Annotated in this window: 17 protein-coding genes, 1 pseudogene and 1 riboswitch; of the genes and pseudogenes, 14 read left to right on the top strand and 4 right to left on the bottom strand. The window is 32.0% G+C overall.

Features of this window, described 5'->3' with window-relative positions; genetic code table 11:
* Positions 1 to 190 precede the first annotated feature (190 nt).
* The 5 genes from KPL51_RS10715 (at position 191) to KPL51_RS10695 (ending at position 8371) form a co-directional block, all read left to right on the top strand.
* Positions 191 to 3145 carry a bifunctional diguanylate cyclase/phosphodiesterase gene (locus KPL51_RS10715; RefSeq protein ID WP_216160785.1) on the top strand — a complete coding sequence of 985 codons (2955 nt, stop codon included), beginning with the start codon at positions 191 to 193 and terminating at the stop codon, positions 3143 to 3145.
* 196 nt (positions 3146 to 3341) lie between these two features.
* Entirely contained in the window at positions 3342 to 3527 is a 186-nt protein-coding gene (locus KPL51_RS10710) for a lipoprotein (protein ID WP_216160782.1), read from the top strand.
* A 398-nt stretch (positions 3528 to 3925) separates the two neighbouring features.
* Positions 3926 to 4018, top strand: a riboswitch (NiCo riboswitch).
* Between the two features lie 110 nt (positions 4019 to 4128).
* Positions 4129 to 6675 (top strand): cation-translocating P-type ATPase, encoded by a 2547-nt coding sequence (locus KPL51_RS10705; RefSeq protein WP_216160780.1) that lies wholly within the window; start codon positions 4129 to 4131, stop codon positions 6673 to 6675.
* Between the two features lie 128 nt (positions 6676 to 6803).
* On the top strand, positions 6804 to 7214 hold the full coding sequence (locus KPL51_RS10700; protein ID WP_224854103.1) for a hypothetical protein: 411 nt from the start codon (positions 6804 to 6806) through the stop codon (positions 7212 to 7214).
* A 404-nt stretch (positions 7215 to 7618) separates the two neighbouring features.
* The gene (locus KPL51_RS10695) at positions 7619 to 8371 is read left to right on the top strand and encodes an NYN domain-containing protein (RefSeq protein ID WP_216160777.1); all 753 of its coding nucleotides are present in this window, start codon (positions 7619 to 7621) and stop codon (positions 8369 to 8371) included.
* Positions 8372 to 8437: 66 nt separating this feature from the next.
* Here the strand turns inward: KPL51_RS10695 and KPL51_RS10690 are convergent, their stop codons facing one another.
* The 4 genes and pseudogenes from KPL51_RS10690 to KPL51_RS24505 all read right to left on the bottom strand — a co-directional run.
* Positions 8438 to 8587 carry a FeoB-associated Cys-rich membrane protein gene (locus KPL51_RS10690; protein ID WP_216160774.1) on the bottom strand — a complete coding sequence of 50 codons (150 nt, stop codon included), beginning with the start codon at positions 8585 to 8587 and terminating at the stop codon, positions 8438 to 8440.
* 1 nt (position 8588) lies between these two features.
* Positions 8589 to 10529: a ferrous iron transport protein B gene (feoB, locus tag KPL51_RS10685; RefSeq protein ID WP_376770085.1), complete on the bottom strand. Its 1941-nt coding sequence runs from the start codon at positions 10527 to 10529 to the stop codon at positions 8589 to 8591.
* Positions 10530 to 10669: 140 nt separating this feature from the next.
* On the bottom strand, positions 10670 to 10879 hold the full coding sequence (locus tag KPL51_RS10680) for a FeoA family protein (RefSeq protein WP_216160771.1): 210 nt from the start codon (positions 10877 to 10879) through the stop codon (positions 10670 to 10672).
* Between the two features lie 109 nt (positions 10880 to 10988).
* Positions 10989 to 11069, bottom strand: a pseudogene (locus KPL51_RS24505) (AraC family transcriptional regulator); the annotation flags it as partial.
* Between the two features lie 306 nt (positions 11070 to 11375).
* On the opposite strand from KPL51_RS24505, the gene KPL51_RS23490 reads away from it, so the two are divergent.
* From KPL51_RS23490 to thrC, 9 genes are all read left to right on the top strand, one after another.
* Positions 11376 to 11603: a class III extradiol ring-cleavage dioxygenase family protein gene (locus tag KPL51_RS23490; protein ID WP_224854106.1), complete on the top strand. Its 228-nt coding sequence runs from the start codon at positions 11376 to 11378 to the stop codon at positions 11601 to 11603.
* Positions 11561 to 11899 carry a DODA-type extradiol aromatic ring-opening family dioxygenase gene (locus KPL51_RS23485; RefSeq protein WP_224854123.1) on the top strand — a complete coding sequence of 113 codons (339 nt, stop codon included), beginning with the start codon at positions 11561 to 11563 and terminating at the stop codon, positions 11897 to 11899. Before KPL51_RS23490 ends, KPL51_RS23485 begins: the two co-directional genes overlap by 43 nt.
* 432 nt (positions 11900 to 12331) lie before the next feature.
* Positions 12332 to 13348 carry a LacI family DNA-binding transcriptional regulator gene (locus KPL51_RS10665; RefSeq protein ID WP_216160768.1) on the top strand — a complete coding sequence of 339 codons (1017 nt, stop codon included), beginning with the start codon at positions 12332 to 12334 and terminating at the stop codon, positions 13346 to 13348.
* Positions 13349 to 13507: 159 nt separating this feature from the next.
* On the top strand, positions 13508 to 14749 hold the full coding sequence (locus KPL51_RS10660) for an ABC transporter substrate-binding protein (RefSeq protein WP_216160765.1): 1242 nt from the start codon (positions 13508 to 13510) through the stop codon (positions 14747 to 14749).
* 116 nt (positions 14750 to 14865) lie between these two features.
* Entirely contained in the window at positions 14866 to 15714 is an 849-nt protein-coding gene (locus tag KPL51_RS10655; protein ID WP_216160874.1) for a carbohydrate ABC transporter permease, read from the top strand.
* Positions 15714 to 16541 (top strand): carbohydrate ABC transporter permease, encoded by an 828-nt coding sequence (locus KPL51_RS10650; protein WP_216160762.1) that lies wholly within the window; start codon positions 15714 to 15716, stop codon positions 16539 to 16541. Before KPL51_RS10655 ends, KPL51_RS10650 begins: the two co-directional genes overlap by 1 nt.
* A gap of 15 nt (positions 16542 to 16556) precedes the next feature.
* A complete protein-coding gene (locus tag KPL51_RS10645; RefSeq protein WP_216160759.1) occupies positions 16557 to 18236 on the top strand; it encodes a glycoside hydrolase family 13 protein in 1680 nt (559 codons plus the stop codon).
* Positions 18237 to 18702: 466 nt separating this feature from the next.
* Complete coding sequence (locus KPL51_RS10640) at positions 18703 to 19920, top strand: cofactor-independent phosphoglycerate mutase (protein ID WP_216160755.1); 1218 nt, start codon at positions 18703 to 18705, stop codon at positions 19918 to 19920.
* Positions 19921 to 19937: 17 nt separating this feature from the next.
* The gene (gene thrC, locus KPL51_RS10635) at positions 19938 to 21428 is read left to right on the top strand and encodes a threonine synthase (protein ID WP_216160752.1); all 1491 of its coding nucleotides are present in this window, start codon (positions 19938 to 19940) and stop codon (positions 21426 to 21428) included.
* Positions 21429 to 21453: the final 25 nt, after the last annotated feature.

Here is a 21453-nt window from a genome sequence, read left to right as displayed (position 1 = left end):
ATATAAGTATTATACCATTTAATGTTATAAAAGAAAAAAATATTACCAACTTTGGAATATATGTATTGACATGATATTATCCCATGCTACAATAATACCTATATGGGACATGTAGATTGGGGAAAAAGTTTATAAGCTAATCACTTAAGTCCAAGCCATATTAAACTTAAATACTTAAGGGGTGTTAGTTATGAAGCTTACTTTTCGATGGAAATTATTTTTATACTTTGTAGTAATCATATTACTTACATCTATTCCAATAGCTGTAATAACACATAACTATATTTACACCTTTCTAAAAAAAGATATAGTATCGGAGACAAGAAGACAAATGGTACAAGTGGATAATACCTTTTCGAATATGTTTAAACAAATAAAAGACAATAATAGATTTTTAGCATCCTCTGTGGATGTCAAAAAAGCTGATGCTTCAATATTGGCTTTATTTAACATGCCAAAAGATAAGTCGATTAAAAAATACTCCAAAGGAATATCAGGAATTGAAAGTACTATTTACAATCAATTTGAAACCTATGGAATAACTCATCCAGATGCTTCAGATGTTTATCTTGGAACTAAATGGGGAGGCTATATTCGGTGGCCAGATGGTTTGATTGTTAATAAATATGACCCTAGGATAAGACCTTGGTATACCGACGCATTAAAAAAACCAAATGAGGTATTAATCTCAGCGCCATATACATCGTCTGACGAGCATAATTCATTAATCATAAGTGCCTCTTCAACTGTGAAAGATTCATCTGGAAATGTTTTAGGTGTGATGGGAATTGATGTAAGTTTAAACAAATTGTCCAAAATGATAGAAAATGTAAAAATGGGGGATACGGGATATGTATTTCTTTTTTCAAAAGAGGGCACAATACTAGCCCATCCTGATAGCAATTTGAATTTTAAAAACATAACTCTGCTAAATAAAAAAAACTATAAAGATGCCGAAACTGGTAAATATTTAAAATACACTATTAAAGATTATAATAAGCTATTTACTGAAAATAACTCTGATTTTGAAACCATTATAGATGGGAAACCAGTGTTAGTTAATGTATACTCTTCTCCTTATACAGGATGGAAGATGGCCTCAGTTGTGCCCAAAAGTGAGCTAACCTCAACGATAACTAAAATTGAATATTTTATATTTTATATAACCTTAACCGTGTTATTTTTAACTTTGCTTTTTACACTTATATTCACAAAATATATCACAAAACCAATCATGCAGTTAACCTCTTTAATGCATGAAGCTGAAAAGGGAAATCTAGAAGTTAGAGCTACGAATATTCAAACTAGAGATGAATTTGGAGAATTAGGAATCGGCTTTAATGTTATGATTAATAAAATCAGTTCTACTTATGAGGAATTATTAGCGGTACATGAAGAATTATCAGCCACAGAAGAAGAACTTCGTCAGCAGTACGATGAACTTCAATACAAGGAGGAGTCATTAAGAATTAGTGACGAAAGATACCAACTTGCTTTAGAGGGGTCTAATGATTCAATTTGGGAATTTGATCTGAAAGCAGGTTTTTTTTTCGCTTCTGCTAAATTATTTGAAATTACAGGTTATAAACCAACTAGAAGTCTTATTATAAATGATTTCTTACAAAAACTTGTTCATCCAGAAGACTCATCTTTTGCTTTAAAGGATCTTGAAAATTACATTAGCAATAAAACTTCAATTTATAAATCTGAGTTTAGAATGATAATTAATGATGGCACTTATATTTGGGTATCCACTAGAGGTAAGGCATTAAGAAACTCTGATGGTATAGCAGTAAAGCTTGCAGGCTCTATTACAGATATTACAGAGAGAAAAAACTCGGAAGACAAAATAAAATATATGGCTTACTATGATGCTCTTACTAAACTTCCTAATAGAACTTTTTTCATGAATAAACTAAACCAACAACTAAAAATAGCAAAGCACAAAAATACAGGAGGAGCCGTGTTTTTTATAGACTTAGATAATTTCAAAAATATAAATGACACTATGGGTCATAATTATGGGGACAAATTACTAACATACATAGCAAAACAATTAGAATCCACAATAAAGATAAATGATACACTATGCAGGTTAGGAGGGGATGAATTTATATTACTTCATCCCCTCCACGAAGAATTTGAAGTAAAGTCTTATGCAAAAGGATTGCTTGCAATATTTGATAAGTTTTTTGAAATTGATAACAAGCAAATGTATATTACCGCAAGTATAGGTGTGGCAATATATCCGAAGGATGGAATGGATATAAATACTATATTAAAAAATGCAGATGTAGCCATGTATAAAGCAAAAGAGCTAGGCAAGAATAGATTTGCTAGATTTGATGGAGAAATGTATTTAAAATTAGAAAGAAAAACCTGTATAGATAGAATACTAAGAAATGCAATTGAAAATAATGAGTTAAGCATACATTATCAACCTCAGTATGATGCACAAAGAAATGAGATATTTGGTTTTGAAGCTCTGCTCAGGTTAAATAGTGTGGAGTTAGGATTTGTACCTCCTGTGGAATTTATTCCTATAGCGGAAGAAACAGGTTATATAAGTGAAATAGACAGATGGGTACTTAATGAAGCTTGTAAGCAGAGTGTAAAATGGTTACAGGCAGGCTATAAATTCAAGAGTATTAGTATCAATGTTTCTTCAGTAGATATACATCAAATTAACTTTCTAGAAACTGTTAAGGGTATTCTGAAGTCTACGGGGATTAATCCGAGTATTGTGGAACTAGAAATTACTGAAACTGTGCTTATGGAATCACTTGATTCCAATATAAAGATATTAAAGGAACTTATGAATATGGGTATTAGAATTGCTCTAGATGATTTTGGTACTGGATATTCCTCACTTAACTATCTAATGAGAATTCCAATATCTACTTTAAAAATTGATAAATCCTTTATTGATAACATAACTTCAAATAAACAAAACAAATCAATTATTAAAAATATAATCCAAATGGCTCATAGCATGGATTTAAAAGTTGTAGCCGAAGGGGTAGAGACTGAGGAGCAGTTATTAATACTTAAAGGAAAACAATGCGACTACATACAAGGGTATTACTATAGTAAGCCATTGAATGTTGTGGATACTGAAAGACTTTTAGATACAAACATAGTGTGAAGAGTTTTATAATTATAGGCATCCTTGTGTTTAGGGATGCCTATTTGTATTTTTGCTCTTTTCTAGAGTGTTATTTAAAATTGTATGTTCATTTTTAAGTATAATATTCCTGTTTTTTAGGATTGTTGACAACTAGGAATTATGTTAACATTTAGTTAATAGATAAACGTTTACATAAAAATAGGGGGGTTAATTAATGAAAAAAGCAGTATCAATTTTAATGGCATCATTAATAATAATATCTTTAACAGCATGTGGAGCAAAGAAGGAGACAGCAAAGGATGTAGCAACTACTAAAAAGGTATCTGATAAGTTAATTGTTTATTCACCACATCGAATAGAATTTATTGATCCAGTAGTTAATGAATTCCACGGTATTTAAAAAATATATAAAAGCTTCACCTTTAGAGTTTGTCAAAGTTAATTTATACATTAAAGATGAGGATGAAAATAAGGAATAAATTGTACCCCTAAATCACATATAAATCCGTATAAATAGCTGTTAAAAGATTGTTATTGAGATTGCTATTGTAAATGAACCTTTTGTGAAGATAGGTATGGGTGTATCAATTATAGAAAGATAATCTGTAAGAGATATTAATAGTTTAGTTTAAAAAAGGTGATAAAAGCTGATTTAGCTTGTATCACCTTTTAGCATTAAAGGCAATATATTAAAATAAATACTATAAACTTATAAAAATGGAAAAAAACTAAAAATGTTGACAAGAAGTACCATGTGTGTTAAATTTAAGAGAATCTCTTTGCACTGCATCTAATTCTACAGTACAAACTGAGCAGGCGATGAACCTTAAAAAGTTCGTGGGGCTGGGCCAAATGGCAACAGGATTGAAACTATACACCTGTGGGACAGTTTATTGTTCTACGGGTTTTTTTATGCCCATTTTTAGGACATCTCTGAAGATTGTAATGCCATAGAGTTATTCTAAATATGCTTTATACAAGCAAATATGGAGGAAATACTTATGACTAAGCAACAAAGCAAAAAAGAACAAATTACAGAACTACAAGGGCTTACTACACTGGAAGCAAAGAAGCTCCAAGTGAAATTTGGTAAAAATGAACTTGTAGCTAAAAAAAAGGAAAGCTTTTTCCACAAAATTTTGAAGGTTATTAGCGAGCCAATGTTTTTACTGTTAATTGTGGCAGCGGTAATTTATTTCATTCTAGGAGAACCTAAAGATGGTTCTATTATGCTTATTTTCGTAGTTGGAATTATTAGTATTGAGGTAATTCAAGAGTGGAAAACTGATAAAACATTAAATGCATTAAAAGATTTATCAGCTCCTCACATCACAGTACTTCGTGATGGGATAGACAAAATAATTAATAGTTCAGATTTAGTGCCTGGGGATATAATGTATATCGCTGAAGGGGTTAAAGTCCCTGCTGATGGTATAGTTATAAAAGTAAGCACTCTTTGTATCGATGAATCATCCCTTACAGGAGAGGCTGAGGGTGTATGGAAGATTAATACGGAAGATAGGGATATCTACAGTACTGATTATTGGCGCTCAGATTATTGCTACACAGGAACCCTTGTAACACAGGGTACAGCTACTATATTAGTAGATAAAATAGGAGCAATAACGCAGTATGGTAAAATAGGCAAAAATATTGTGTCTGCGCCTGAAAATCCAACGCTTCTTCAAAAGCAAACCGGCAAATTAGTAAAACTGTGTGCAGGAATTGCAGCTGTTTTATTCATTTTTGTTGGTCTTATTACGTATTTGAATATACCGGATCACATGTTTAGGGATAGAATTATAGAAAGTATTTTATCAGGAGTAACCCTTGCTATGGCAATGATACCAGAAGAATTCCCAGTGATTTTAACCGTGTTTTTATCAATGGGGGCTTGGAGACTTGCTAAAAATAAATCTCTTGTTAGAAAGTTACCATCTGTAGAAACATTAGGTGCTGTTTCTGTTCTTTGTGTTGATAAAACAGGTACAATAACAATGAACAAAATGACAGTTACAGATACTTGGAGCTTAACTAGTGACATTAGTGAACTTACGAAAATAATGGGTATGGGTTGTAAATCCGATGCCTATGATCCTATGGAAAAGGCGATAATATCTTATTGCGAAAAGCAAGGAATAACAAGAGATATTCTTTTTGGTGGAGAGTTAGTTAAAGAATTTGCATTTACCAATGAAGCAAAAATGATGGCTAACGTTTGGAAAAATGGGGATACTGTTGTAGTTACAGCAAAGGGATCACCTGAGCATATTTTAACAATATGCAACTTATCAGACGAGGAAAGAAATACAGCTGAAGATAAGGTAGTGGAGATGTCCAGGCTTGGACTTCGTGTCATTGCTGTTGGACAAATGATGCTAAATAGTACAAATGATATACCAAATACACTTAATGAATGTACCCTAAAGCTTTGTGGAATGGTGGGACTTGTTGATCCTCCAAGAGAATCTGTAAAAGAGGATATTGAAATTTGCAGCAAAGCTGGTGTACGTGTAGTTATGATAACAGGGGATAATGGAATAACTGCTAGTTCTATCGCAAAGAAAATTAGTATGCCAAACAGTGATAAAATAATCACTGGTGATGAGCTTAACAAAATGAGTGATGATGAGCTTTGCGAAAAAGTTAAAAATGTAAGCATATTCTCTAGAGTTATACCGGAACATAAAATGAGAATAGTTAAGGCTTTTAAGAAAAATGGTGAAATAGTAGCAATGACCGGTGATGGTGTTAATGATGCCCCTGCTCTTAAATATTCAGATATTGGGATTGCTATGGGTAAACGTGGTTCAGAAGTTTCGAGAGAAGCAGCAGATATAATTCTACTTGATGATAACTTTTCTACTATTGTTGACACTATAAAAGATGGTAGAAGAATTTACGATAACATAAGAAAAGCAGTTGGATATGTGTTCACTATTCATATTCCTATTGCATTTGCAGCACTACTTGCTCCACTTATGGGAATAAGCCCTAAAAGTCTTTTGCTACTTCCACTACACGTTGTTTTACTTGAACTTGTAATTGATCCTACTTGCTCAATAGTACTGGAACGTCAGCCAGCAGAAAGAGATATTATGCAAAGGGCGCCACGGGATCCAAATGAAAAACTATTAACAGGAAAAACACTTTTTAAAAGTGTTATGCAAGGACTTGTGGTATTTGGAGCATCTTTTGGAACGTATTTGTTATTCTTAAATGATTCTCCAAACAATGCACCTCTTGCAAGGGCGATGGGACTAACTATTATATTAATAGCAAATGTATTATTGGTCCAAGTTAATAGTTCAAATACTGATTATGCAGTACAATCCTTTGCAAAGCTAAAAAAGGACAAGGTTATGTGGGGTGTTAGTTTAGGAACAATGGTAGGGCTTGCAGTAATACTATATACTCCCCTCAGTGAATTTTTGAAACTTGCACCACTATCTTTAAATCAGTTTATACTAGCAGCGCTCATATCAATAGCTTCAGTTATTTGGTATGAAATTATAAAGGGGATAAAACACATAAAAAAAGGAAAATAGAATTTTAAAAGTAATAATTATTTTGAATGAACTATATTGAAAATTATGAATAAAAATTTACAAAATACAATAACTTGTAGTATTATTAAAAAAGACAAATACAAAACATATAAGGGGGATTTTATATTATGAGAACTGGGGATTTAATAGAACTTTTAGGATGGGTAACTGCTATAAGTTTTGGGCTAGCCATTTTAAACTTTTTTGTAAAATATATCAATAAAAAATATATTAATAAATTGGGAAAAGAAAAAAAACAATTAGTTGATATTTATAGAAAAGTAATGAGGTTAATTGTTAAAAATCATAAATTGGCAGGAACAATAGCTGTAGTATCTGTATTGACTCACTTTTTCATTGCACTTTCATCTAATCGCATTAGTATAACTGGAATAATTGCAGCCCTAATTATGGCTAGCATTTTCAGTTTAGGAGTTTATGGTGCCTATATAAATAAAAATTATAAAGGAATGTGGCTTAAAGTGCATCGTGTACTAGCATTTTCGTTGATAGTAGCTATATTTATTCATATTTTATAGGTGAAAAAAATGATTGTTAGAGAATTTTATAAAAACATCTGTTAACACAGGTGTTTTTTTATATCCATTTTACAGTTCATATCTTAGATGTTTATAAAAAGGGGCATAGACAAAAGAATAAATAACGTATAATATATATGTTGACATTAATGGAAGAGTGTAAAGAGGGGATATTAAGAGAATGGAAAATAAAGTTAAATGTTAACTATAGTTAACTATGGGGTAGATTTGATTTTATTTATAATATAATGGACAGAATTGAGAATGATTACAATAATTATTGGAATTTAGAAGGAATATTTAGGATTTTGTAGAATTGTATAGAATAGTATGTTATTTTAAAGTATAGGGTAATAAATTTATGGAAAAGAATCTAAAGACATTAAGGCGTGAAGGAGATAAAAATGGAAAAAGATAAAAAAATTGCAGTTCTGATTGATGCTGACAATGTATCTGATAAGTATATAAAGTATATAATTGACGAAATTTCAAATCATGGAACACCTACTTATAAAAGGATTTATGGAGATTGGACCAAGCCTCAATTGGCTTCATGGAAGAATGTATTGCTTAATTATTCCATTAGTCCAATACAACAGTATAGTTATACCACAGGCAAAAATTCAACGGATGCAGCTCTTATAATTGATGCCATGGACATACTCTATTCAAAAAATGTAGATGGGTTCTGCATTGTGTCTAGTGATAGTGATTTTACTAAACTGGCAGCAAGACTTCGCGAAGCTGGTATGTATGTTATTGGTATGGGGGAAAAGAAAACACCTACACCTTTTATCTCAGCTTGTGAGAAGTTTAAATATCTTGAAGTATTAGCTTCAATGGCCGCAAAAAATACTGAAACCATTAGCATAAAAGGATTACCAATACAAGAAGAATCAAAAAGTAGCATGATAACTTCTCAAAAATTAGTGGAGGCTATCAAAACTATTATAACAGAGATTTCAGATGAAGATGGATGGGCATTTTTAGGAGAATTAGGTAGTACTCTTAATAAGAGATATCCGGATTTTGATACAAGAAATTATGGTTATACAAAACTTACACCATTTGTAGCATCTTTAAATCAGTTTGAGATTAGATCAACAAAAACTAGCAATCCTAGTATAAGCCTTAAGTATATTAGAAATAAAGAATAAAACGTAAAAGAGGCTATACATCAAATCAATATTTTGATGTATAGCCTCTTTTATGCACGTATGCTATTAGTGTTTGTTGCACTTACTTTTATCTGAACAACTTTTTCCGCAACTGCTGCCACAACTGCATTTATTATTTTTAGTATCTTTATAAACTTTTCTAATAGCTAATATTATAATACTTGCAAAAACCAAACCAACTATTATATTTACCATACTACATTTCAACTCCTAACAGCACACGTTTAGAATCCGCTCTTCTAATGGTTATAACAAGGTAAATTGCAATAATAATAGCTATCCCTATTGCTGGTATAAAACCTGATGCTGGTTTACCGTATACTATAAGTGACCCAATTTGGTTTACTAGCATAGCCAAAGTGTATCCAACACCAAATTGAAATCCCAGAGCTTTAAATAGCCATTTTTTTGAACCCATTTCGGAATTCATAGCTCCAATTGCTGCAAAGCAAGGAGGGGTAAATAAATTAAACACAAGGTACGCAAAAGCAGTCACTGGTGTAAAAAATTGTGTTAATACACCTCCAGGCAAATGTAATGCCTGTTCTGAAGTCACAGCAAGTAGTACAGCAAAGGTAGCAACAATATTTTCTTTTGCAATAAAACCAGTTATTGCTGCAGCTGCAAGCTGCCATCCAACAAATCCAAGAGGAATAAAAATTGGAGAAATTACCGTCCCGATTGAAGCAAGTATACTTGAATGCTGATCTACTACAGGAGTAAGATTCCAGCTATATGCCTGTGAAAACCATACCAATGTGTTACACACAAGAACAATTGTTCCAGCTTTATAAATAAAAGCTTTAGCTTTGTCCATCATTTGAATAAAAGCATATTTTAAACTAGGTAATTTATAATCTGGAAGTTCCATAATAAATTGAGATGTGTTGTCCCATACAAAAATTTTCTTAAGTAAAAGTCCTCCAAGTACAATAACTGTAATTGCAATGATATACATACTAGGTCCAACCCAAGAATTATTGGGGAAAAATACAGCTACAAACAGTGCTATAATTGGGAGTTTAGCACCGCAAGGTACAAAAGGAGTAAGAATTGTGGTCATTCTCCTTTCACTAACATCTTCTATGGTTCTCGTTGCCATAACACCCGGAATAGCACAACCAGAACCTACAATCATTGGTATAATAGATTTTCCGGATAATCCTATCTTTTTGAAAAATCGATCCATTACTACGGCTACTCTAGCCATATATCCACAGTCTTCAAGCAGTGATAAGCAAAAGAATAATACCATAACTAGAGGTAAAAATCCCACAACAGCTCCAACACCACCAATAGCACCATCTACTATAAGTGCTTGAAGTAGAGAACTAACTCCAAGTCCTCCTAAAAAAGCATTTGCTGCGTTTGGAACAATTTCTCCGAAAACTACATCATTAAAGTAACCTGATAGATATCCACCTAGTCCTTGGATTGAAAATGCGAATACCGCCCACATTATAAGAAAAAATATAGGCAGACCTAACCATTTATGTGCCACAACTCTATCTACTTTATCAGAGAATGTTATCTTGCTAGCATCTCTTTTCTTGACTTGACACTTCATGACGATCCCATCTACAAACTTTTGTCTTGCCTTATCAGAATCACTATCTGCAAAAACTGGTGCAATTTGAAGTTTCTTCTCTTGACCTAGTTTAACAGCTTCATTAATCAAATTTAATAATCCATCCTCAGAGGTGGCAATCGTCCCAACAACTTTGCAGTTTAATGCAGTACTTAAAAGGTGTTGGTCTATAACATCTCCTCTTTTAGATATAATGTCATTTTTATTAAGAGCAATGACTACTGGAATACCCAGTTCTAGGAGTTGAGTTGTAAAAAATAGACTTCTACTAACGTTAGCACCATCAACTATATTAATGATTACATCTGGTGCTTCTTCTAGGATAAAGTTTCTAGTAATTTCTTCTTCACCAGTAAATGGTGAAATCGAATATGTACCTGGAAGGTCAACCACTTTAACATCAAGATTCTTGGAATTATATTTTTTTTTAAGATATGATTCCTTTTTTGATACAGTAACACCAGACCAGTTCCCTACATGCTCTGATTTTCCTGTAATTCCATTGTATAGCGTAGTTTTCCCTGAATTTGGATTGCCTGCTAATGCTATTTTTATAGTAAACCCCTCCTCATATGTAAATTCATTTAATATTAATAATCATTATCAATCACTGAGCAAAAATAATATGCTATAACTTCTAGCATATTATTGATGTAATACTAAATGAAAAATTAACTTATATGTTTTGTCTATATCGTAATAGATTTTGCCATATTTTCATCAAGGGCATATCTACTATCTTTAATATTTATAACGTAGTTTCCTGCAATTTTGGAAATAAGAGTGATTTCTTCACCTTCAAAGCATCCTAAAGTAAAAAGAAATTTTTTAACCTTTTCTTTACCTTCAACTTGTTTAATATTAAAAGTATCACCGATCTTTGCTTTTGATAATAACATGATACATCACCACCCTCTCTTGTAGCCAGCCCACTAATTTACTTCTTATTGATAAAGAGTATCATTTTCAAATGAAATTGTCAATAGTTTGATAATGAAATTTAATAATTTATTGTCGGGTACGTTTTCTATATCCATTAGGAGAAGTACCTACATATTTTTTAAAGGTGGTAGAAAAATGACTTTGACTATTAAATCCTCATTTGAGGGGCATTTATATATGAAATTGTGGTTCACACTGCATAAATTTTCTAGGGAGAGTGAACTGATGATACAGAAATAAGTAATTAATGATGAAAGGGATGAAACCCACAGAACTATTATAGGAAAGTAAATTAAAATTAGTAATCATCTAAGTTGTTGGTTTCTCAAGAGCTTTTTTAATATATGTTAATCCAGGTGAAAAAAATTCATTTGTGATACACTGAGTATATGAAATTAATTACAATTTTCACTTGATAAACAAGATAGTTAGAATATGAGGAGGCAATTATAAATGAATAAAAAAATGCCTGTAATATTTATTGGACATGGTAGTCCAATGAATGCAATTTTAGACAATTCTTATACGGAGGCTATTTGTAAATCCATAGAGAATATACCAAAGCCAGAAGCAATTTTAGTGATTTCTGCTCACTGGGAGACAGATGGTACTTACATTACAGCTGATGACCTAAACAGATTTACGATTTTTATGGGTTTCAACAGGAACTATACAATATAAAATATAGCCCAACTGGTGCTAAAAAGTATGCTGAGATGGCTGCAGAAGAACTTGTGGATTATAAGGTTAAACTCACTGATAAATGGGGGCTAGATCATGGTGCTTGGTCTGTATTAACGCATATGTATCCCAAAGCGGATATCCCTGTATTTCAAATGAGTTTAAATAGACAAGGTGATGAAAAGTATCACTATAACTTGGGCAAAAAATTATCTGCGCTTCGTGAAAAAGGAATTTTAATAATAGGAAGTGGAGATATAGTGCATAACTTAAGAATTATGAATTATGAATTATGATATGGATGCAGCACCATTTGACTGAGCAACAGAATTTGATGATTATATTTCGGAAGCTATTGTAAATAGAAAACATGAAAATATTATATTCTATGAAAAATTAACTAAAGCTGCTAAATTATCTGTACCAACTGCAGAGCATTATTTACCATTACTTTATATAGCGGGACTGCAAGAAGAATCAGATGAAGTTAGGTTTATATATAAGGGGATACAACATAGTTCCATGTCTATGACCTCAATACAGATTGGCTAGAACTATACTCATTAAAAGCTTTTTTATTAATTTATTAATAGTAATATATACTTTTTTTCTTTTTTACTTTTGCTTATAAAATTATCTGAATATTATAAAAAATATATAGACAAATTCCCTTATATATGGTAAAGTAAATTTAGGTTAATCGTTTACTTAAAGGAGTAGTTAAAATTATGAACGCAACAATGAAAAAACCAACAATCAAAGATGTAGCAAAAAAAGCTAGTGTTTCTGTAGCTACTGTTTCTAGAATTCTTAATGGTCTAGAGGGCTACTCTGAGGCAACAAGACAGAAAGTAACTACTGTGGTAGATGAAATGGGATACCGGCCCAATGCTATTGCAAGGCACTTAAAGACAAAAACCACCCTTACTATAGGAGTATTATTACCAAAAGTTGAAACTACTTTTTACGTGGAAATTTTAAGTGGAATAGAGGACATGGCACATAAAAATAATTACAGCGTTTTTATTTGTAACACAGGGACTAGCTCCCACTTGATGCCTTACTATTTAAATGTATTATCAGAAAGGCAAGTAGATGGTATTATTGTCTGTAGTTTATCACCTAAAGATATGTATGATAAGGATATTGTTGACACTAAAATACCTTGTATTCTTTTATCAACATTTTCTCCTCGTTTTCCAATTCCATATATTAAAGTAGATGATTTTCAAGCCTCTTACGCGGCTACTAGCTATTTGATAGATAATGGTCATACTAAAATAGCCATGATAGGTGGAGAAAAAGAGGATCCAATAGCAGGATTACCAAGGTCAGAAGGCTATATGCAAGCATTAAAAGAAAATAATATACCTATTAATGAAAACATTATAAAACATAGTAGTTTCAGTTTTGATGGAGGTAAAAAATCTATGGAAGCTCTTTTAAGTGAGAATGAAAAATTCACTGCAATCTTTGCTTCCTGTGATGATAGTGCAGTTGGTGCTATGTCAATAGCTCGAAAAAATGGAATTTCAATTCCTGGGGATTTGTCTATAATAAGTTATGACAACACGAAAGTAGCAGAAATGGCTTATCCACCTTTAACAACTATAGATCAGCCTGCCTATGATATGGGGCAAAAGTCAGTCCAAATGTTAATTAAAACTATTACTACGGGCAAAAAAGGTGAGAGCATAATAATGCCTTTTGAAATAATTGAAAGAGATACAGTTAAAAAACTTTAGCAGTTTTTTATGCTATTTACGTAATCGATTAACTAAAATCGTAGAAAATAGTGTAATTATTTATATATTTATAGAAAATCAAGCTTTTAATCTCAACAATGACAACAAGTTTATTTACGTAATCATTTACTAGAAAACAAAATTTTAGGGGGTATAAAAATGAATAAAAAATTAAAAACATTAGTATCAATAGTGCTTACAGTTGCGCTAGGCTCTTCTTTATTGGTAGGTTGCTCTAGTAAAACTGCTACGGATGGAAAAGTTAAATTAGAGGTATTCTCCACTAAAGCAGAAAATAAGACACTTTATCAAAAAATGATTAATGATTTCCAAACTAAAAATCCGAACATTCAAATTGTGCTTAATGCTCCACCAGATGCAGGAACAGTTTTAAAAACAAGACTTACTAAAAATGATATGCCTGATGTACTCAGCATGGGTGGTGACAATTTATATGGCGAGCTTGCATCTAATGGGATTCTACTAGATCTTAGTTCCGAAAGCTTTATGAGTAATATACAGACAGCTTATATTGAGCAAATGAAAGACCTTTTAACAAATGGAGATGTAAAATCCTACGGTGTACCTTATGCAACAAATGCCGACGGTGTTTTGTATAATAAAGAAAAATTTACAAAATTAGGACTAGAAATTCCAAAAACTTGGGATGAATTTATTGCACTTTCAGAAAAAATAAAAGCTAGTGGAGAGACTCCTTTTTATCTTACACTTAAGGATGCATGGACAGGTATGTGCTTCTGGAACGTGCTAGCCGGAGATATTCCAGCTGAAACATTTCTAGTTGATAGAAAAGCAGATAAAACTACCTTCGCAGATACTCATTCGGAAGTAGCAGATAAAATGCTTGAAATTATTAAATATGGTCAAAAAGATATATATGGAATGGGATATAACGACGGCAATACAGCTTTTGCTCAAGGTAAATCAGTAATGTACCTTCAAGGTAACTGGGCTATTGCAGATATTAAAAAAGCAAATTCAACCATGAAACTTGGAATGTTCCCACTACCAGCAACAAATGATGTTTCTAAGAACAAAATTGTTTCAGGTGTGGATGTATTACTTGCTGTAACAAAAAGCTCAAAGCACCCTGCAGAAGCTAAAAAATTTATAGAATATATGTTACAAAAGGAAAATGCACAAGCTTATATAACTGATCAGTTCGCATTTTCAGCTGTTAAGGATGTTGTGCAAAAGGATGAAAGTGTTACAGATTTGACAGAAAGCTTTAAAAGTGGAGAAATCGGAAGTTTCCCTGATCACTATTATCCAACTGGTTTAGATACAGCGTCTATTCTACAAGGTTTTCTATCTAAAAAGGACAAAGCAGCTTTCTTAAAGCAACTTGATACAGAATATAATAAAAACAATAAAAAATAAATGATAGCTAAGTATAAAGAAATATAATTACTTATTTCTTTATACTTAGCTGTATAACTTGCATTTTATATAAAGGTATAAGGAGCGTGAATAAATTGAAAAAAAACAAACAAATAATGGTTTTTTATATGATGACAATTCCTGCAGTAATATTATTCTTCACCTTTCACACCTTACCATTAATAAAAGGTATCTTTTATAGCTTTACTGATTGGAATGGCTATGGTGATTGGAAATTCATAGGACTTAAGAATTTTATAAATGTATTTCAGGATGATACCATTAGAAATGCCTATGGATTTACCTTTAAATTTGCAATAGTTACCACAATAATTGTTAATGTAATAAGTTTAGCAATAGCCGTTGCTCTAAATTCAAGTATTAAATTCAAGAATACTTTAAGAGCAATATTCTTTTTCCCAAATGTACTAGGAGTTTTAATTGTTGGTTATATATTTAATTATGTATTCGCTCATTTATTACCGCCACTTGGAGAATTTTTGAATGTTGGTTTTTTAAGTTCTAACATACTCGGAAATCCTGCTCTTGCCTGGCTTGGTATAGTATTCGTAGCATCTTGGCAGTCAATAGCCTTCAACACTATAATATACCTTTCAGGACTTCAAACTATAGACCAAGATATCTATGAAGCAAGCGACATTGATGGGGCAAATAAATGGCAAACTTTTAGAAAGATAACATTCCCATTAATAGCTCCTTTTTTTACTATAAACATGGTGTTAAGTATGAAGGGCTCTTTAAATGTATTTGACCAAATTGTAGCAATGACAGGTGGGGGACCGGGTAATGCTACTCAATCAATTACATATGTGATTTATCATTTTGGATTCTCTGGCGGTAATTTTGCATATCAATCTGCAAATGCAGTGATTTTCTTTATTGTAGTTGTATCAATCTCACTTTTCCAAATGAAAGTACTTGCAAAACGGGAGGTTGATTTATAATGCAGAAAAAGAAAAATAATAGGCTTCTTACGGTAATACTTATAATCTTAGCAGGAGTATTTATCTTATTCCCACTATATATTTTAGTAAGCACCGCATTAAAATCCCCTGAGGATATGATGAAATCTACATTGGCATTGCCTACAACCTTTCATTTTGATAATTTTACGCAGGCCATTAAACTAACAAATTTCTTTGATGCATTTACAAACACTGCAGTAATAACATGTGTTTCAGTGGTTTTTATAATAATTTCAAATTCCATGGTAGCTTATGCAATAGCTAGAAATCAAAATATAAAGTACTTTAACCTACTTTACTACTATTTCTTAAGTGCCATGTTTGTACCTTTTCAAATAATAATGTTACCATTAGTAAAACAAGTAAGTGCATTGCATTTAGATAATGTACCAGGCATTATAATCCTATATATTGTTTACGGACTACCCATTAATACCTTCTTATATGTAGGTTATTTAAAGTCTCTTCCAAAGTCACTGGAAGAAGCAGCAACAATAGATGGGGCTACCATTTGGCAAGTGTTTTTCCGTATAATATTCCCACTGTTAAAACCAATAAATGCTACAGTAGGAATATTAGCCTTCTTAGGATGCTGGAATGACTTTATGCTTCCACTTGTTATATTAAGTAAGCCAGAACAGGCAACCTTATCCCTAGTACAATATATTTTTCAAGGACAATTTAGTACAAACTATAATTTAGCTTTTGCTTCTTATCTCTTAGCATTATTACCAATTATAATAGTGTACGTATTTGCTCAAAGATTTATCATAAGCGGAGTTACAAATGGAGCAATAAAACAATAGGAAGAAGGAGATTTTATGAATAAATATTGGTGGAAAGAGTGTGTAGTTTATCAGATTTACCCAAGAAGCTTTAAAGATAGTAATGGAGACGGAATCGGAGACTTAAGAGGAATAATTGAAAAACTTGATTATCTTGTAGAGCTTGGAATTGATGTACTATGGTTATCGCCTGTTTATGAATCTCCAAACGATGATAATGGCTACGATATAAGTAATTATCAGGGCATAATGAAAGAGTTCGGAACCATGGAGGATTGTGATTTATTGCTTGCAGAGGCACATAAAAGAAAAATCAAGATAATGATGGACCTTGTTATAAATCACAGTTCTGATGAACATAAGTGGTTTGCTGAGAGTAAGAAATCTAAAGAGAATAAGTATAGGGATTATTACATTTGGAGAGATGAAAAAAATGGTTTGCCTCCCAATAATTGGGGTGGTAGTTTTGGAGGTTCTGCTTGGGAACTGGATGACCAAACACAAATGTACTACTTGCATCTATTTTCAAAAAAACAGCCAGATTTAAACTGGGAAAACAAAGATTTAAGAAAAGATATTTATGAAATGATAAAATGGTGGTTAGAGAAAGGGGTTGATGGTTTCCGTATGGATGTTATCAACATGATTGGAAAAGACCTGAGATATCCTGATGGAATTGTTAGTGGACCCAATATCTATGCAGATCCAGGTAGTTTAAGTAAAAACCATCCAAAAGTTAATGATTATTTAAAAGAAATGAACAGGGAAGTTCTAAGTAAATATGATATCATGACAGTTGGCGAAACCCCAGATGTAAATCCTGCTCAAGCTATTGAATATGTAGGTGAAGATAGAAACGAATTAAATATGGTGTTTCAATTTGAACATATGAGTATAGGATATGGGGTAGATGGGAAATGGGGTAAAGTAATCTTTGATCTTAAGGAATTTAAAACCATTATGTCAAAATGGCAAACGCAGCTCCAAGGTAAAGGCTGGAATAGTCTTTATTTAAATAATCATGACCAACCAAGAATGGTTTCTCGTTTTGGAAATGATGGTAAATATAGAATTGAATCAGCAAAAATGCTGGCAACCCTTCTTCATATGATGCAAGGTACTCCATATATTTTTCAAGGTGAGGAATTAGGTATGACAAATGTAAAATTTGACAGTCTTGATGATTATAGAGATATCGAAACGCTAAATGCCTATAGAGATTTTACTCAAAGTGGTAAAAAAACTCATGATGAGATTATGGATGCTATTTATAAAAGAGGTAGAGATAATGCAAGAACACCATTCCAGTGGAATGATAAAAAAAATGCAGGTTTTACCGATGGAACTCCTTGGATAAAGGTAAACCCGAATTACAAGAATATAAATGCACAGGCACAATTACATGATGAAAATTCAGTTTTTAATTATTATAAAAAGCTAATTGAACTAAGAAAGAAGTATGAAATAATAGTATATGGAGATTATACTTTGATTTTAGAGGATGACGTGGATATTTATGCTTATATAAGAAAACTGGCAGATGAGACATTATTGGTGATATGTAATTTTGGTGAAAATAAGACTAAATTTAATCTTCCAAAGAACATAAAATATAACTATAAAGAGCTTTTAATTACAAATTATATTGTGGAAGATGAGTCGGTAGACGAGATTGCGTTAAAACCTTATGAATCAAGAGTTTATCTATTAAAATAAAGAAAAGGCTGTGAAGTGTTGCTTCACAGCCTTTATTATTAAAGTAAAGGGGGACTTCGCTTTAACTAATTAACCTATTAATCTACTAACCAATAATTAAATTATAACAGACAAATGTTATGACATTATTAAGAATATGTGTAGTATTTGTTAAATATTTGATATGCCGAATAAAGAATCATATTTAAAGCTATTAACCTGCATAATTAAGATGATTTCCATAATTATAAAATATTTATTTAAATGAAAAATGACAGCTCAAAAAAAAAAATATTCAAATTTAGCATTTAATTTTGATTATTAACCAAATTTATACTATAATATATAAAACCAGTTAAAAGTGCAAGGAATATTCTTAATAATCTATATAATTACTTAATTTACTATTTAAATATGATTTTAAGTAGTATAAATATTAACAGTAAAAATATTCACTATAAATAATCATGAAAAGGAGTGTTAATATATGAAATATATTGTAGTACTAGGAGACGGGATGGCAGATTATCCTGTAAAAGAGTTGAATAATAAGACCCCTATTCAATATGCTAATACGCCTACTATTGATTATATGGCAAAGCACGGTACTTTAGGTATGGTTAAAACTGTTCCAGAGGGAATGCCTGCAGGAAGCGATACAGCAAACATGGGAGTCTTCGGATATAATCCAGCTGTTTATTATAGTGGACGTTCACCCTTTGAAGCAGCAAGTATGAGAGTGGCTATGACGGATACAGATATTACCTTTAGATGTAATTTGGTAACTGTATCAGAAGACGAGCCCTACGAGGAAAAGATTATGCTAGATCATAGTGCTGGTGAAATAACAACTGAGGAATCAGCAGAATTAATAATTGCATTAAATGAGTATTTAAGCACAGAGACAATAAAATTTTATCCAGGTATTAGCTATAGACATCTTATGATATGGGATAATGGTCCATACCAGTGGAAGCTTACACCACCCCATGACATTCTTGGTCAAAAGGTAAAAAACTATATGCCTGAAGGTTTGAAAAGTGAAGTAATTGATGAAATGACAAGGAAAAGCACCAAATTTTTATCTCAGCATGATATAAATAAAAAAAGAGTTGCTAAAGGATTAAACCCAGCTAACTCAATATGGATTTGGGGTGAAGGAAAGAAACCACTTTTATCTAACTTTTATGAAAAATATAAATTAAAAGGCTCAGTAGTTTCCGCTGTTGATTTAATCAAAGGAATAGGTTTATGTGCGGGACTGGATGTTATTGATGTGGAAGGCGCCACTGGAAATATTGATACTAATTATATAGGTAAAGCAAAGGCAGCACTTGCAGAACTTGAAAAGGGTAATGATTTTGTTTATATTCACGTTGAAGCTCCAGATGAATGTGGTCATAGACACGAAGTAGAAAATAAATATAAGGCTATAGAATATATAGATAACCAGATAGTAAAGGTTGTTAAAGAGGAAATGGAGAGAATAGGTGAAGATTATAAAATGTTAATACTTCCTGATCATCCTACACCACTTGCTCTTAGGACACATACCAGTGAGGCAGTTCCATTTTTAATATACCAAAGCAATAACGAGAAGGACAACCCCAATGGATGTTATGACGAATTTTTGGGGAAAGACACAGATTTATATTTTCCAGAGGGATATAAGCTGATGGATTACTTTTTGAAAGGTATTAAGTAGGGGGGGGAAAGAATAATATGAAACAAATATATTATAAGAGTACTAGAGGAAATGGAGTGGAAGTAACGGCCGCAGAAGCTATTGCACGTGGACTATGTAGCGATGGGGGGCTCTTTGTACCAACATCAATACCAAAGCTTGCTATAGAGCTCAAAGAATTGATGCACATGAATTATAAACAGTTAGCATTAACTATAATGAAGGAATTTCTAACGGATTATGAGGAAGATGAGTTAAAGTCATGTATACATAAGGCTTATGATAAGAAGTTTGATACAACTATTATTGCTCCACTAGTGAAGCAAGGTCAATCATATTTTTTAGAGTTATACCATGGACCCACTTTAGCTTTTAAGGATATGGCATTATCAATACTACCCTATTTATTAAAAATTGCAGTAAAAAAATTAAACAATAATAAAGAAATGATTATTCTTACTGCTACCTCTGGTGATACCGGGAAAGCGGCATTGGAAGGCTTTGCAAATGTAGATGGTACAAAAATAATAGTTTTTTTCCCAGAGCAAGGTGTAAGTGAGATTCAAAAAAGACAGATGGTAACACAAACTGGAGACAATACATTTGTTATAGGTATTAATGGAAACTTTGATGATGCACAAGATGGAGTTAAGCAGATGCTTACAAATAAGGACCTTTTGAAGCGGTTGGATGATAAGAGTAGTATGTTTTCATCAGCTAATTCAATAAATATAGGAAGACTAATACCTCAGGTTGTATATTATTTTTATGCATATACTCAGCTATGTAATAGAGGGGACATAAAAATAGGGGAAGAGATAAATTTCTCTGTTCCCACAGGTAACTTTGGTGACATATTGGCGGGATATTATGCAAAGAAAATGGGACTTCCAATTAAAAAGTTGATTTGTGCTTCAAATGAAAATAAGGTTTTATTTGATTTTATAAATACAGGAATCTATGATAAAGTAAGGGATTTTGTAATTACCATGTCTCCTTCAATGGATATATTGATTTCAAGCAACCTGGAAAGATTGTTATATGCTATTAGTGGACAAGATTCAGTGGTTATAAAAAACCTTATGGAGCAGCTTAATAAAAATGGTAAATATGAAATTAATAGCACAATGAAAAGTGAGCTAGGTGACTTCTTTGGAGGTTATGCAACTGAAGCGGAAACTTCTAATGCAATAACTGAAGTATATAAAAATACTAATTATGTCATGGATACACATACAGCGGTTTCCTATGTGGCTTACCAAAAATATTTAGGTCAAACAAAAGATGCTACAAAGACAGTAATAGTTTCTACTGCAAGCCCCTACAAATTCACTCCAGATGTTATGAAATCGATAGATGCAAAATATACAGGACTAAATGATTTTGAACTAATAAAAGAACTTAGCAAAATAACAAACATTGATATTCCAGCAGGTATAGTAGACTTAGAAAAGAGACCAGTGCTTCACAAAACTGTATGCGCAAAGAATGAAATGCAAAAGCAAATAGAAAAGATACTTAAATTATAAAATTATAAAATTGTAAGGGGCAGAG

It is taken from the genome of Clostridium bowmanii, assembly GCF_018861315.1.
GTDB lineage: Bacteria > Bacillota > Clostridia > Clostridiales > Clostridiaceae > Clostridium_AD > Clostridium_AD bowmanii.
The sequence above is the reverse complement of the archived record's forward strand: the minus strand, read 5'-3'. Positions and strand labels throughout refer to the sequence as shown.

Excerpts from the sequence above, each read along its gene's own strand:
- KPL51_RS23490 (WP_224854106.1), top strand. The coding sequence starts at position 11,376 with ATGAATAAAAAAATGCCTGTAATATTTATTGGACATGGTAGTCCAATG.
- KPL51_RS10660 (WP_216160765.1), top strand. The coding sequence starts at position 13,508 with ATGAATAAAAAATTAAAAACATTAGTATCAATAGTGCTTACAGTTGCG.
- KPL51_RS10695 (WP_216160777.1), top strand. The coding sequence starts at position 7,619 with ATGGAAAAAGATAAAAAAATTGCAGTTCTGATTGATGCTGACAATGTA.
- KPL51_RS10690 (WP_216160774.1), bottom strand. The coding sequence starts at position 8,587 with ATGGTAAATATAATAGTTGGTTTGGTTTTTGCAAGTATTATAATATTA.
- KPL51_RS10680 (WP_216160771.1), bottom strand. The coding sequence starts at position 10,879 with ATGTTATTATCAAAAGCAAAGATCGGTGATACTTTTAATATTAAACAA.
- KPL51_RS10710 (WP_216160782.1), top strand. The coding sequence starts at position 3,342 with ATGAAAAAAGCAGTATCAATTTTAATGGCATCATTAATAATAATATCT.
- KPL51_RS10640 (WP_216160755.1), top strand. The coding sequence starts at position 18,703 with ATGAAATATATTGTAGTACTAGGAGACGGGATGGCAGATTATCCTGTA.
- KPL51_RS10655 (WP_216160874.1), top strand. The coding sequence starts at position 14,866 with ATGGTTTTTTATATGATGACAATTCCTGCAGTAATATTATTCTTCACC.
- KPL51_RS10705 (WP_216160780.1), top strand. The coding sequence starts at position 4,129 with ATGACTAAGCAACAAAGCAAAAAAGAACAAATTACAGAACTACAAGGG.
- KPL51_RS10665 (WP_216160768.1), top strand. The coding sequence starts at position 12,332 with ATGAACGCAACAATGAAAAAACCAACAATCAAAGATGTAGCAAAAAAA.
- KPL51_RS10645 (WP_216160759.1), top strand. The coding sequence starts at position 16,557 with ATGAATAAATATTGGTGGAAAGAGTGTGTAGTTTATCAGATTTACCCA.
- KPL51_RS10650 (WP_216160762.1), top strand. The coding sequence starts at position 15,714 with ATGCAGAAAAAGAAAAATAATAGGCTTCTTACGGTAATACTTATAATC.
- KPL51_RS10700 (WP_224854103.1), top strand. The coding sequence starts at position 6,804 with ATGAGAACTGGGGATTTAATAGAACTTTTAGGATGGGTAACTGCTATA.
- KPL51_RS10715 (WP_216160785.1), top strand. The coding sequence starts at position 191 with ATGAAGCTTACTTTTCGATGGAAATTATTTTTATACTTTGTAGTAATC.
- thrC (WP_216160752.1), top strand. The coding sequence starts at position 19,938 with ATGAAACAAATATATTATAAGAGTACTAGAGGAAATGGAGTGGAAGTA.